This is a genomic window from Burkholderia sp. WTPI3 (genome assembly GCF_021483755.1).
Classification (GTDB): domain Bacteria; phylum Pseudomonadota; class Gammaproteobacteria; order Burkholderiales; family Burkholderiaceae; genus Burkholderia.
Genome location: NZ_JAGIXF010000013.1, coordinates 63,851 through 76,302, shown reverse-complemented (window position 1 = coordinate 76,302; position 12,452 = coordinate 63,851). Strand labels below are relative to the sequence as shown.

Here is a 12,452-nt window from a genome sequence, read left to right as displayed (position 1 = left end):
CTCAGATCACGCAGCGGGCCGCGCGATTGCGCAGCGCGCGGATCGCGCTGTACGCGGTCAACGCGGATGTCTTCGGGTTGTCGGGCAACGGCTTGCCGCTCATTTCGAGCGACATCTCGCCGAACGCGCCGCGTGCGGTGATGCGGTGCACGTTGCGCGCGACCGCCGGATCGGCGATCAGGCGCACGCGCGTCGCATCGAGGCCGAGGCCCGCGAGCGCGACGGTCGCCGCTACATTCGCATTCTTCGGATACAGCCGCGCGGCATCGCGCGCGGTGCCTTCGAAGATCACCTTCTCTTCGGTCATCGCGCGCAGGTCGCACAGCGCCTCGGCCGGCGTGCCGAGCCAGCCGAGCGGCGGCTTGCGGCCAACGTACAGCACCTCGTCGAGGCCGCCCTGCTTCGCCGACGCCAGCGCATCGATCCCGCCGATCGCGCCAGACAGCAGCGTGAGCGTCGCGTCGCCTTCGTCGGCGGCCTGCGACAGCACGTCGAGCAGCGCGAGATCGGACAACGCGCCGATCGAAGCGACCGCGCAGTCGGTGCCGGCCTTCAGCAGCGGCACGACGTGATCGACGAGCGCGCTGTGGCCCGCGCATTCGAGCGCGAACTCGGGGCGGCGGGCCAGCGCGTCGACCGACGACACGACCTCCACCGCGCCGCCGAGCGCGTCCTGCACCGCGGCTCGCTGGTGCTCGGGCACGATCACGTGCGCAACCCGCAGCGACGCATCGTGCTCGACCGCGTGATACACCGCGGCGCCGATCGCACCGAAGCCGATCATCGCGACTTCGACGGGCGCATGCCCGTGTCCGTGGCCCGGGTGGCGTCCGTTAAGCATATTGCCGCTCCGACGGCGTTTCTTCCTTCTTGACCGGCGGGCCCGCGAAGTTCGATGCGAACGAGCCGACCGACAGCATGTCGACTTCGACCATCACCGGCCCTTCCTTCGCGATCCCTTCGCGCACGATCGCTTCCGCCTGGTCGAGCGACGTGATCCGGTAGTGCGTGAGGCCGAAGCTCGCGCAGAACTGCGCGAAATCGGGCTGGTGCAGCTGCACGAAGCAGCGGCGGCCGCCATACTGCGCGTCCTGGATGTTGCGGATCACGCCATAGCACTGATCGTTCATCAGCACGATCATCACGTTCGCGTTTTCCTGCACGGCCGTCACCAGTTCGCCGACGTTGACCATCAGGCCGCCATCGCCGACGAGGCACACCGTCTTCGCCGCCGAACCGGCCAGCGCCGCGCCGATGCCCATCTGGATGCCCTGGCCGATGCCGCCGCCCAGCGCATGCACGCCGGCGCGCGGTTCGAAGATCTTCAGCAGGCGGTTGCCCCACGTGCTGTTCGAGATCGTCACGTCGCGCACCCAGTTGTAGTCGCGGCCCACTGCAGCCTGCAGCGTGTCGACGAGCGTCTTGTACGGCCCCAGGCCCTTCGACACGTCCGCGACGGCCTGCTCGCGCGCAGCGGCGAGATCGGCGGCGAATTCCGGATCGACGGACAGGCGGCCTTCGAGGCGGTCGGCCAGCTCGGCCAGCACGCGCTTCGAATCGCCGTGCACGAACAGCTCGTTGCGATAGCCGCGGTTGTCGGCGAGCGCATCGGCGTCGATGCGGAACAGCGGCTGCGGCAGCGCGAGCTTGTACTTCAGCGTCTCGTTGCCGCGCAGGCGCGAGCCGACCACGACGAGGGCGTCGCAGGTCTTGTAGAACGCTTCGACCGACGCATGCACGTTGAACGCGCCGAGCGTCGCCGGGTGATCTTCCGGCAGCACGCCGCGGCCCTGCACGCTCGTCACGACACCGAAGCCGAGCTTCACCAGGCGTTCGACTTCCGCACGCGCATGACGCGCGCCGCCGCCGAGCCACAGCAGCGGACGGCGCTTGGCCGCCAGTGCGTCGGCGAGCTTCGCGACGCGTGCGTCGTCGTGCTCGCGCACCGCGACGTGCGCCGGCGCGAGGTCTTCCGGCCATTCGATTTCGGCAGCCTGGATGTCGATCGGAATCTCGACCGACACGGGGCCCGTCGGCGCGGTCTGCGCGATGCGCACCGCTTCGCGGATCGTCGGCAGCACGGTTTCGACCGTGCGCACGCGGAACGCGGCCTTCGAGATCGCGTCGAGCATCGTCAGCTGGTCGGGCGCTTCGTGGATGTATGCCAGGTCCTGGTCGAGATACGGCGTTTCGATCTGCCCCGTGATGTGCAGCAGCGCAGTGCCGGCCGTCAGCGCTTCGACCATCGCGCCGGCTGCGTTGCCCGCCGCCGTGCCCGTGCTCGTGAACGCGACGCCCAGGCCGCCCGACACGCGGGCCAGGCCGTCGGCCATGTTCACCGCGCCCGCTTCACCGCGCGCGCCGACATAACGGATGTTGCCGCGCGAGTTGATCGCGTCGAGGATCGGCATGTTGTGGATCGAGATGACACCGAATGCGGTTTTGACGTCGCACTGCTCGAGAAAGGCGGCAATCAGCTCGCCAACCGTGGTTTTTTTAGACATGGCGTGCAAAACCTCCAGAAACGTCGATATGGCTGCCCGTCGTATAGGACGACAGATGCGTTGCAAGATAAAAAAGGGCCCAGGCAGCCTCGTCGGGCTTGCCGAAGCGGTTCAGCGGAATGTTCTTCTTGCGGGCGAGCGCGCCCGTCCAGTCTTCCCAGCTTTCGCCGGCCTGCGCCTGCGCTTCGTAGCGGCGGCGCCACTGACCCGACTCGACGATGCCGATCAGGATCGAGTTCACGCGGATGCGCTGCGGCGCCAGTTCCGTCGCGAGCGACTTCACCAGGCTCAGCACACCCGCACGCGCCGACGACGTCGCGACCATGTGCGGTTCGGGCTGCAGCGCGAGCAGCGAGTTCACGCAGGTGATCGACGGTGCGGCCGCGTCGCGCAGCAGCGGCAGGAACGCACGCGTCGGTCGGATGATGCTGAAGTACTTGAGCTCGAGCTCTTCGCGCCACGCGTCGTCGGTCGTGTCGGCGAAGGTCGACACGCGGCCCTGGCCCGCGTTGTTGACCAGCATGTCGGCGCGACCGAAGCGGTCGGACACGGCCTGCGCGAACGCGGCCACGTCGGCTTCGTCGAGCACGTTGCAGCGCACGGCGAACAGTTGCGCACCCGGATATCTTTCGCCGAGCATCGCCTCGGCGCGTGCGAGGCGTTCGCCGTCGCGGCCGCAAATCGCGACCGATGCGCCAGCCTGCAGGAACCGTTCGGCAGTCGCGAGGCCGATGCCGGACGAACCGCCCGTCACCACCGCCACCTGCCCGGTCAGATCGATCTGAATCATCGCAGTCCTAAAGCCTTCAGAAACGTGTGCTCGTCATCCGAGCGGTAATTGAGACGCCGTGACAATTCCGCCGCCGCGCGCTGCACCTTGTCGATCAGCCCGTCGGCGATCAGCGATGCGTCGATCTCCGGGCGCGGCACCGTCACCGTGATGCACGCGACGATCTTCTGCGTGTCGTTGCGCACGGGCGCCGTGACCACCGAGATCCCGCGCTCGAACGACGAATTGCTGACGCCGTAGCCGCGCAGCGCATCCTCGCGGATCACTTCGTACAGCGCGTCGACCGTCTCCGGCGTCGCGCTCGTCATCCGGTTCAGCGTGCCTTCCCGATACAGCGCACGCAGCTCCGTCAGCGACAGGTCGCCCATCAGCACGTGGCCGTGGGTCGTCGCATGCGCGGGCAGCCGCGTGCCGACATTCACGCGAATCGAGCTGAACACCGGCGACAGGCTCTGCGCCTTCGCGACGAACACCACGTCGCGGCCGTCGCGGATCACGATGTGCGTCGTGAAGCCGGTTGCGTCGCGCAGGCTCTCGATCACCGGCAAGCCGAGATCGGTCAGCTCCAGCGAGCTCAGGTATTCGAAGCCGAGCCGCAGCACGGCGATCCCGAGCTTGTAATTGCGATCCTTGTCCGCACGCTCGAGGAAGCCGAGCGATTCGAGCGTCTGCAGCAGCCGGAACACCGTCGTGCGAGGAATGCCGAGGCGCTTCGACAGCTCCGGTGCGCCGAGCACCGGCTCGCGCGGCGAGAATTCGGCGAGGATCCGCAGTCCGCGTTCGAGGCCCGGCACCACGTAGTTGGCCTCGGACTTCGCGTTTTCCGCGTCCTGTTGTTGCAACGGTTCGCTCATTCCAGCCCCCGCTGACGATCGCATTGGCGGCAGAAGCCGTCGATCAGCGACGAATAGACCGCCGGCGCCTCCACGTAACCGGCATGACCGGCCTGCGGAATCACCTGCAGCCCGACGTGCGCGACCGCGGCGATGCGCTCGCATGCAGCCGGCGGCGTGATCGCGTCGTTCGCGCCGACCGCCACCGCCGTGCGGCCGCGAAAGCCGGCGAGATCGGAAGCGAGATCGGCGTTCGCGAGCAGATGCGTGGCCTGTGCATAGCCGGCCGGGCACGATGCGCGCCATGTTCCAGCGCACCCATGCACGCGCTTCGTCGCTCGCGAAACCGGACAGCATGTTGCCGCTGCGCTGCTCGGCGAGCCCGGCCGGGCCGAGTTCCTCGAGCATCGCGAGGCGCGCGTCGCGGCGCGTGTCGCGCGTTTGCGCAGGCGCGCTGCCGTAGCCGCCCGCGGGCGAAATCAGCAGCAGGCCGGCGATCCGCGCGGGCACCGCACGGGACAAGCCGCCCGCGACGATCGCGCCGAGCGAATGCCCGACCAGCACGCAGCGTTCGATGCCGAGTGCCTCGAGCCACGCGTTCAGCGACGCCGCGTAGTCGGCAGCCGCCGGCGATGCGCCGTGCACGGGCGTCGATACGCCGTAGCCCGGCGCATCCCACGCAAGCACGCGCCGCGACGCGCCGAGCGTGTCGAGCTGGCGCACCCACGATGCGGCGCCCGAGCCGATCCCGTGCAGCAGCACGACGGGCAACGCGTGGCCCGCATGCTGCGCGCCGGCCTCGCGATAACCGATCGTGCCCGCCGCGCCGGCCTCGCAGCGCTGTTCGGGAAACTGCCCGAGCAGCGTGGCGAACGCCGCGGTGCGGTCGCGTTCACGTTTGTCGATGACACTCATTGCTGGCTCCGCTCCGTCTCAGCGCTTGATCTTCGCGAGCGGCGAATCCGGCGGATACGTCGGCGTGATGGGCTTCGGCGACCCGAGCATCACGCACATCAGCGCATCTTCCTCGCCGATGTTGATTTCCGTGCGATACACGCCCGGCGGCACCGAGATCAGGTCACGCTCGCCGAGGATCGCTTCCCAGGTCTCGCCGTCGCGCTCGCAGATCACCTTCATCTTGCCGCGCAGCACGAAGAAGATTTCCTCGACGTCGATGTGGATGTGGCTCGGGCCGATGTTGCCGGCCGGGATGACCATCGTCGAGAACGTGAAGTTGCCGGCCGGCACCGTGTTGACGTCCTTCGCGACGCCCGTGCCGCCCGTGCCGACGTAGCGCATCTGCGCACGACGGTACTTCGGGTCGTAGTCGGCCTGGAACTTCAGTGCGTCCCAGTCGTAGCGCCGCGTTGCGTAGCGCGCGACGCGTCCTTCCATCCAGTCGCCGAAGCTTGCGTCTTCCGGCTGGTCCCACGACTTGCGTTCGAAATCTGCGTCCGCCATCGTCCTCTCCTTCATTCCGAGTGAAAACTACAATTCAATTCATTACGAAGCCGCCGTTCACCGGCAGCAGCTGGCCCGTTACGAAGCGCGCGCCGTCCGACAGCAGGAACAGCACCGGGCCCGTCACGTCCGCCGGCACCTGCGCACGCGTGAGCGCGCGGCCCTGCATGTAGAACGCGTGGCGTTCGGCCGGCACGTAGGCCGTCGCCTCGACTTCGGTGAGCCCCGGCGCGATCGCGTTGACCGTCACGCCGTGCGCACCGAACTCGCGCGCCTGCGCATGCGTCATCGCGATCACGGCGCCCTTGCTGGCGACGTACGCGAGCAGCTTCGGCGCGCCCCACAGCGCGGTATCCGATGCGAGGTTCACGATCGCGCCGCGGCCCGACTTCGCGAGGTGCGGCAGCGCCGCATTGCTGACGAGCCACACGCCGCGCACGTTCACGTTCATCACGGCATCCCAGGTCGACACGTCGAGTTCCGTCGACAGCTTGCCGCCCGAGTTGGTGATCGCCGCGTTGTTGATCAGCGCGTCGATGCCGCCGAGCGCCGCGGCGCCCAGCGCGACGAACGCATCGATGCTCGCCGGATCGGCCAGGTCGAGCGTGAAGAAATGCGCGGCATGGCCGGCTTCCGTGAGCTGCGCGGCCAGCGCACGGCCCTCTTCGACGAGCACGTCGCCGAACGCGACCTGCGCGCCCGCTTCGACCAGCGCCTTCACGAATGCCGCGCCGAGACCACGCGCGCCGCCCGTCACGAGCACGCGGCGCCCCGGCAGCGACACGACCGGTGCGAACTCAGCCATGTGCCGGCTCCGCCGCGGCGTGCGCCGCGCGGTGCGCGTCGAGCGCGGCCAGGTGTTCCTGCGCGCGCTGGCGCAGCATCCGGCGCACGCGCGTGATGCCGACGTCGTGCTGGTACAGGTATTCGTGATCGCGTGCTTGCGGCGCGAGGCTTTCGAGGACGTAGCGGTCCTGCTCGAGCACGTCCCAGTGCAGGCCCTCGAGGCGGTTGCGGTACATGAAGCGCCACACGTCGCGCTGCCAGCCGCTGACCTTGCGGGTACGCCAGAAATAGACCTGGCAGTTGTCGCCGTCGACCGGCGTCGCGAAGCCGATGATCCCGAAGTTGCCGCCCGGGCCGAACTTCTGCTTGTACGGAATCGCGAGGCGCATCCACAGGCAGCCGGTTTCGCCGAGTTCGACCCAGTCGAAGTTCACGTCGCGCTGGCCGATCTTCTCGAACATCAGGCCCGTTTCCGTCTTGCGCACGCGCATGTCGGCCTGCTTGTCGCCTTCGGCCATCGAATGCGAAGTCGCGTGCAGATACGCACCGTGCATCGGGTCCATCACGTTGTCGATCGCGTACTGGTAATTGCACTTCCAGTTCGACACGCACAGGAAGTGGCCGTACTCGTCGGCTACCAGTTCTTCCGGCAGGTTCAGCGGCGCCGGCTCGCCGTGCGCTTCGTCGCCGAACCACAGGAAGATCGCGCCGGCCTTCTCTTCGACCGGATACGACTTCACGCACTTCGTGCCTTCGAGCGGACAGTTCGACACCGCCGGCACACGGCTGACCGTACCGCCGCCGTCGACTTCGATGCCGTGATACCAGCACGCGATGTTGCCGCCGAGGTTCCAGCCGAGCGACAGGCGCGCGCCGCGGTGCGGGCAGCGATCTTCCAGCGCGTGGACTTTGCCCTCGTGATCGCGCCACAGCACGATCTGCTCGGACAGGCGCGTGAGGCCAACGGGCGCGTTCGACACCTGCCAGCTCGGAGCGACGGGATACCAGTAGTTCTTGATGCCGCGATCGAGGTAGTCGCGGATCGGGTCGTGTTGGACTTCGTATTGTGCGGGGGACGTCATCAGTGTGCTCCGGATGCGGTTGTCGTCGGGTCGGCGGTCACGCGGCAAGCGCGCTCATTCCGCCAGCGAGGCCATTTCGGCGCGGAAACGCTCAGGCGTCCAGACCGTGCCGTCCGGTGCGCGAAAGCCGATGCGGTTCAGGCCCGCGACGACATCGTCCAGTTCGGTCGCGCCGCTCTCGAACACGCGTTCGAGCGCATCGCCGAGATCGTTCTCGTACTGCGTCGGCTCGGCCTTGCGGTTCTGCCACACGCAGTTCTCGACCTGCCCCGGGATTTCGATCTGCCCCTTGCCCGCGACGTTGTTCGGCTGCGGCGCCACCCACGGCTTCAGGAAGGGATTGAAGTTGACGGTCGCTTCTTTCATGTCATTCCACCTTGATCTGGATTTCCTCACCGGCCAGGCGCACCGCGTACTGCTTCAGCGCGCGCCCGCCCGGGCCCTTCAGGCATTCGCCCGTCTTGATGTCGAACACGGCTTCATGCAGCGGGCATTCGACGGTGCCCTCGTCGACGAAGCCCTGCGTCAGCAGCGCGTATGCATGCGGGCACACGTTCTCCAGCGCATACACCTCGTCGCCGACGCGGTAGATCCCGATTTCGACGCCGTCGGTCCGCTTGAACTCGATCGGCGTGTCTTCCGACAGCGCGCCGGCGTGCCCGGCACAAATCCATTGTTCAGACATCTCACACCCTTCCTTCTGATCGACTCTGGGTTTGCCCCGGATTTGTTCCATATCCGGAACGGCAGTTTATGGATGGTGATTATAGGAGTGACTTTCCGCGAGTAAAACAAAAAGCTGCATGCCCTAGGGAAAACACCGACCGCAGGATCGGCGAGCGTCGTCGTGCCCCTGATCGGACGGGGATTTTTGTTTTACAGCAGGGATTTAAGCGTCTTTTTCGGAACGCCAGCCCCCGTGTTGCGCGGTGGCGTCGGATGCATCCGTCCCGATAAATTTATTTTTGATCACATCCACGACGCCCCTATACTTCATTCCATCAGAGGCACATTGTTCCTTATATGGAACACAAAAAATGCCCGCCAGGTGGTGAAGAACGCGTGATGGCCGGCCGTCCCCGCGTCCGCCGTCGCGGCACCTTTCATCAGGTTCGGAGAATCAGGAGATCAAATGGTCAAGCATGCGGTAGCAGCAGCAGTCATCGGAATGGGCGTCATGTCGGGCGCATCGGCGCAGAGCAGCGTGGTGCTGTACGGCAGCCTGGATGCCGGCGTCGCGTACGTGAACAACGTCGGCGGTCACGCAAAATGGGCGATGATCCAGGGCAACACGCAGCCCGACCGATGGGGCCTGAAAGGCAAGGAAGACCTCGGCGGCGGCCTGGCGGCGATCTTCCAGCTCGAAAACGGCTTCTATACGAACAACGGCCAGCTCGCGACCGCGAACACGATCTGGAACCGCGCGGCGTTCGTCGGCCTCAGTTCGGATCGCTACGGCACGCTGACGCTCGGCCGCCAGACGCCGCTGACGTTCGACTATCTCGATCCGCTCAGCACGGCCTACCTCGCGATGAGCTGGTATGCGTTCCACCCGGGCAACATCGACGGGCTCGCCGCGACCGGCAACGTGCCGTACAACAACTCGGTCAAGTACCGTTCGCCGGACTTCGCGGGCTTCTCGGCCGCCGCGACGATGGCGCTCGGCAACACGACGAACTTCTCGACCGGCAAGTCGGTCGGCGTCGCGCTGAACTACGCGAACGGGCCGTTCAAGGCGTCGGCCGTCTACTCGAACGAGCACGACCGCTCGATCCTGATCAGCCAGACGGGCATCGCATCGTTCCAGGGGCAGAACACCGCGAACGGCTACATCGCGAACAAGGTCGAGAACATCGGCGCGGGCGCGTCGTACCGGTTCGGCGACTTCCTGCTGCACGGCCTCTACACGCGCGTGAAGATGCAGTCGAACGGCTACTCCGACACGTTCCAGAGCTACGACGCGGGCGTGAACTACCAGAGCAGCGCGTTCAATACGATCGCGGGCGGCGCGGCAACGACGACGCTGGCCGGCCGCCGCTGGACGCAGGTCGAGCTCGGCGACATCTACGCACTGTCCAAGCGCACGCAGCTCTACGCGAACGTGCTGTACGAACACGGCTCGGGCGGTGCGAATGCATCGTTCTTCACGGCCGGCGTATCGAGCACCGCGAACCAGGTGATCGTGCTGACCGGCATTCACCACTCGTTCTGAACGGTGCCGGATGCCAGGCTCCGCGCCCGGCACCGGAAACGAAAAGAGCAGCCCGCGGGCTGCTCTTTTTCATTGGCTATCGGCGAAGCCGCGCGACCGGTCAGAACATCGCGACGCGGTGGCGCGCATGCGCGAACGTCGGATCGCTTTCGAGCGGCCGATAGTTCAGCCGCTGCGACAGGTCGACCGCGGCACCGCACACCGCTTCGACGAGACGTTCCTTCTCGCCGGCCTCGCCGATTTCCGAGCGCGGCACCGTCGCCGTGATCGCCGCGACGATCCCGCCCGAATGGTCGCGCACGGGCGCGGTCACGGCCGAGATCCCGCTTTCGAACGCGGCCTCGCTGACCGCGTAGCCAAGCCGCGCGTAATGACGCACACGTTCGTACAGCTCGTCGACAGTGCCCGGCGTGCGCTCGGTGAACTGTTCGAGGCGCTTTTCCGGGTAGAGCTGGCGCAGCGCATCGCGCGTGAGGTCGCCCATCAGCACGTGGCCGTGCACGGTCGCATGCGCGGGCAGTCGCGTGCCGACGTGCACCTTCACCGAACCGAACATCGACGTGTTGCTCTGCGCCTTCGCGACGAACACGACATCGCGCTGGTCGCGGATCAGCAGGTGCGTCGACAGGCCCGTCGCGTCGCGCAGCCGTTCGAGCACGGGGGCGCCGAGATCGGTCAGTTCGAGCGAATTCAGGTATTCGAAGCCGAGCCGCAGCACGCCGACGCCGAGCCGGAAGTAGCGATCGCCGTTCACGCGCTCGAGAAAGCCGAGCGCTTCGAGCGTCTGCAGCAGGCGGAAGGTCGTCGTGCGCGGGATGCCGATGCGCTTCGACAGTTCGGGCGCGCCGAGCACCGGCTCGCGCGCGGAGAATTCCGCGAGGATCCGCAGCCCGCGTTCAAGCCCCGGCACCAGATACGACGACCCGCCCCCGGACGATTCGTCGTCACCCGCGGCCTGCTTCGACGCGTCGTGGCTGGCGTCGTCGCTGGCTGTCGCGCGCGGCGCGCTGGCCGGCTTCGCCGGCGGTTTCGGTGCACCGCTCATCGTTGAATTGACCCTGCGCACATGGACGGAATGGAAGCGTTCACGAAAGCCCCGCAATGCTTGATTATGGATTTTCGACCGGACCGGATCAACACGATCCGGCGCGGGCGGCCGACGGCCCGGCGCATCCGACCGGCCAGCCGGACTGTCATATAGCCTGATGCGATCGGAAGAATAACAGCGATAGACGGGGCTGCCCATCGGAACGTCGCCGGGGGGACGGCGGTCTGCGGCAATGCGCGACGCACATTCCGCCGATACGCGTGCATCCGGTGCGGGATAGCGCATCGCGTAGCGGCGGTCGATGCACGGGCAGAAAACGAGCGGGAAAACGTGGAGAACCGAACGGCCGCGCCGATCCGCGAGCGGGATCGGCGCGCGACGGCGTCAGGCCGTTACGGCGTCGTCATATTCGGCGCGGGCGAGCCGGCCGGCGGCGTATGCCTCCGCTTCGCCGCGGAAGCCGTCCGTGCTGAATGCGACGACTTTTACACCGACGCCGGACGCACGTGTCACCGTCAGCGCCCATTGCCATCCACCGTCTTGTTCGAAGACGTGCAGCGAGGGTTCGAGGGATGAGTCCAGTACGGTCACGGGTTGTGCTCCTGCCCTGCGCGTCGCATCGGCGGCGCTCGGGCATGTCAAAAAGATGCGCCGGCTCGCGGCGCGTTTCAGCCATTCGCTAGTCTAGTCAATAAATGTTGCGACGCACCATCAGGGCTTTCACCTGCCTATTGGAACCAGGCGGTCGATCGAAACCACCCGAAACCCATATGCGACAAGCCTCCCGGACACATGGCCGGCGGACGGTGCGCCTCCCGTGCGGCAACGTGCCGCATGGACGCGGCGATTGCATATATTGACCGAAAAACGGGGCATGATCGGACGACCCGACTGAAGCTCGCCTGCCGGCATGGGGCGCAGCTCACCCCGCCGATATCACGCGCCGGAACGTCAGGTTGACACGCTCGCCCTGCACGGCCGGCGCCTTGGGCACGCGGTGCTGCCATTCGGCCTGCGTGCGGCCGCGCATCACCAGCAGGCTGCCGTGCGTCAGCCGGTACGCATGCACGACGCCGGTCGCACGATGGCGCAAGTCGAACACGCGCATCGCGCCGAGGCTCACCGATGCGATCACCGGCGCGTCGCCGAGCTCCGGCTCGTTGTCCGCATGCCAGCCGAGGCCGTCCTGCCCATTGCGATAGCGATTGAGCAATACGCTATTGAAACCCGCGCCGCACGTCGTCTCGACCGCACGCTTCAGGTCTCGAACGGCCGGCGTCCACGGCGCAGGCACGTTGCGGATCCCCGAATACACGTAGACGGCATCGGGCTCGCCCTGCCACGCGGTGAGCCGAGGCAGCGGAATGCGGCCGCGCGGCGTGCGGATCGTGTCCTGCCGCCACACGACTTCGTCGAGCAGCGCGGCCAGCACGCGATCGGCATCGGCCGGCGCGAGCCAGTCCGGGTACCAGTCCACGTCGGGCGTGGGCGTATCGGCAAAGAGATCGGGCGTCGACATGTCGGGATCGGACAGAAAATGAACGGTGCAATCGAACCATGTCTGCATGGTAGCCAACGGCGACGCGCGCCGCCATGCGCTGTCGTTCCGGCGCGTGACACGCTCGCGCGCGCAACGCCAATCGCCGGTCGCGTAGCCGATGCGTTTTCGCGCACCACGCCATCATCGATGGCCTGCCACAGCGCGCCCTTATCCGGGGCGCGACCTTCTTCCGCCA

The 12,452-nt window shown here is 67.0% G+C and carries 13 protein-coding genes and 1 pseudogene; 1 reads left to right on the top strand and 13 read right to left on the bottom strand.

The window, feature by feature from the left end; all coding sequences use genetic code 11:
- Position 1: 1 nt before the first annotated feature.
- The 10 genes and pseudogenes from J7024_RS09715 to J7024_RS09670 all read right to left on the bottom strand — a co-directional run bounded on the left by J7024_RS09715 (position 2) and on the right by J7024_RS09670 (position 8,141).
- Positions 2-841, bottom strand: a complete 840-nt coding sequence (locus J7024_RS09715; protein ID WP_234745010.1) for an aspartate dehydrogenase — start codon at positions 839-841, stop codon at positions 2-4.
- The gene (locus J7024_RS09710) at positions 834-2,504 is read right to left on the bottom strand and encodes a thiamine pyrophosphate-binding protein (protein ID WP_124828362.1); all 1,671 of its coding nucleotides are present in this window, start codon (positions 2,502-2,504) and stop codon (positions 834-836) included. The genes J7024_RS09715 and J7024_RS09710 overlap by 8 nt, the downstream gene beginning before the upstream one ends.
- The gene (locus J7024_RS09705) at positions 2,497-3,294 is read right to left on the bottom strand and encodes an SDR family oxidoreductase (RefSeq protein WP_124828363.1); all 798 of its coding nucleotides are present in this window, start codon (positions 3,292-3,294) and stop codon (positions 2,497-2,499) included. Before J7024_RS09705 ends, J7024_RS09710 begins: the two co-directional genes overlap by 8 nt.
- A complete protein-coding gene (locus J7024_RS09700) occupies positions 3,291-4,148 on the bottom strand; it encodes an IclR family transcriptional regulator (RefSeq protein WP_124828364.1) in 858 nt (285 codons plus the stop codon). The genes J7024_RS09705 and J7024_RS09700 overlap by 4 nt, the downstream gene beginning before the upstream one ends.
- A pseudogene (locus tag J7024_RS09695) lies at positions 4,145-5,042 on the bottom strand (alpha/beta fold hydrolase). The gene J7024_RS09700 and the pseudogene J7024_RS09695 overlap by 4 nt, the downstream one beginning before the upstream one ends.
- Positions 5,043-5,060: 18 nt before the next feature.
- Positions 5,061-5,588, bottom strand: coding sequence for a cupin domain-containing protein (locus J7024_RS09690; RefSeq protein ID WP_124828366.1), 528 nt, complete (start codon positions 5,586-5,588; stop codon positions 5,061-5,063).
- Between the two features lie 34 nt (positions 5,589-5,622).
- Positions 5,623-6,393, bottom strand: a complete 771-nt coding sequence (locus J7024_RS09685) for an SDR family oxidoreductase (protein ID WP_124828367.1) — start codon at positions 6,391-6,393, stop codon at positions 5,623-5,625.
- Positions 6,386-7,456, bottom strand: coding sequence for an aromatic ring-hydroxylating dioxygenase subunit alpha (locus tag J7024_RS09680; protein ID WP_124828368.1), 1,071 nt, complete (start codon positions 7,454-7,456; stop codon positions 6,386-6,388). Before J7024_RS09680 ends, J7024_RS09685 begins: the two co-directional genes overlap by 8 nt.
- 54 nt (positions 7,457-7,510) lie before the next feature.
- Positions 7,511-7,822, bottom strand: a complete 312-nt coding sequence (locus tag J7024_RS09675; protein WP_124828369.1) for a recombinase-like helix-turn-helix domain-containing protein — start codon at positions 7,820-7,822, stop codon at positions 7,511-7,513.
- Position 7,823: 1 nt separating this feature from the next.
- On the bottom strand, positions 7,824-8,141 hold the full coding sequence (locus J7024_RS09670) for a non-heme iron oxygenase ferredoxin subunit (RefSeq protein ID WP_014898924.1): 318 nt from the start codon (positions 8,139-8,141) through the stop codon (positions 7,824-7,826).
- Positions 8,142-8,588: 447 nt separating this feature from the next.
- On the opposite strand from J7024_RS09670, the gene J7024_RS09665 reads away from it, so the two are divergent.
- On the top strand, positions 8,589-9,668 hold the full coding sequence (locus J7024_RS09665) for a porin (protein WP_124828370.1): 1,080 nt from the start codon (positions 8,589-8,591) through the stop codon (positions 9,666-9,668).
- Positions 9,669-9,768: 100 nt separating this feature from the next.
- Here J7024_RS09665 and J7024_RS09660 read toward each other — a convergent pair whose 3' ends face one another.
- From J7024_RS09660 to J7024_RS09650, 3 genes are all read right to left on the bottom strand, one after another.
- Entirely contained in the window at positions 9,769-10,713 is a 945-nt protein-coding gene (locus J7024_RS09660; RefSeq protein WP_175759919.1) for an IclR family transcriptional regulator, read from the bottom strand.
- Between the two features lie 387 nt (positions 10,714-11,100).
- Entirely contained in the window at positions 11,101-11,307 is a 207-nt protein-coding gene (locus tag J7024_RS09655; RefSeq protein ID WP_124828372.1) for a hypothetical protein, read from the bottom strand.
- Positions 11,308-11,638: 331 nt separating this feature from the next.
- Positions 11,639-12,235 (bottom strand): alpha-ketoglutarate-dependent dioxygenase AlkB family protein, encoded by a 597-nt coding sequence (locus J7024_RS09650; protein ID WP_124828373.1) that lies wholly within the window; start codon positions 12,233-12,235, stop codon positions 11,639-11,641.
- Positions 12,236-12,452: the final 217 nt, after the last annotated feature.

Excerpts from the sequence above, each read along its gene's own strand:
- J7024_RS09685 (WP_124828367.1), bottom strand. The coding sequence starts at position 6,393 with ATGGCTGAGTTCGCACCGGTCGTGTCGCTGCCGGGGCGCCGCGTGCTC.
- J7024_RS09705 (WP_124828363.1), bottom strand. The coding sequence starts at position 3,294 with ATGATTCAGATCGATCTGACCGGGCAGGTGGCGGTGGTGACGGGCGGT.
- J7024_RS09650 (WP_124828373.1), bottom strand. The coding sequence starts at position 12,235 with ATGTCGACGCCCGATCTCTTTGCCGATACGCCCACGCCCGACGTGGAC.
- J7024_RS09675 (WP_124828369.1), bottom strand. The coding sequence starts at position 7,822 with ATGAAAGAAGCGACCGTCAACTTCAATCCCTTCCTGAAGCCGTGGGTG.
- J7024_RS09700 (WP_124828364.1), bottom strand. The coding sequence starts at position 4,148 with ATGAGCGAACCGTTGCAACAACAGGACGCGGAAAACGCGAAGTCCGAG.
- J7024_RS09690 (WP_124828366.1), bottom strand. The coding sequence starts at position 5,588 with ATGGCGGACGCAGATTTCGAACGCAAGTCGTGGGACCAGCCGGAAGAC.
- J7024_RS09660 (WP_175759919.1), bottom strand. The coding sequence starts at position 10,713 with ATGAGCGGTGCACCGAAACCGCCGGCGAAGCCGGCCAGCGCGCCGCGC.
- J7024_RS09670 (WP_014898924.1), bottom strand. The coding sequence starts at position 8,141 with ATGTCTGAACAATGGATTTGTGCCGGGCACGCCGGCGCGCTGTCGGAA.
- J7024_RS09680 (WP_124828368.1), bottom strand. The coding sequence starts at position 7,456 with ATGACGTCCCCCGCACAATACGAAGTCCAACACGACCCGATCCGCGAC.
- J7024_RS09715 (WP_234745010.1), bottom strand. The coding sequence starts at position 841 with ATGCTTAACGGACGCCACCCGGGCCACGGACACGGGCATGCGCCCGTC.
- J7024_RS09665 (WP_124828370.1), top strand. The coding sequence starts at position 8,589 with ATGGTCAAGCATGCGGTAGCAGCAGCAGTCATCGGAATGGGCGTCATG.
- J7024_RS09710 (WP_124828362.1), bottom strand. The coding sequence starts at position 2,504 with ATGTCTAAAAAAACCACGGTTGGCGAGCTGATTGCCGCCTTTCTCGAG.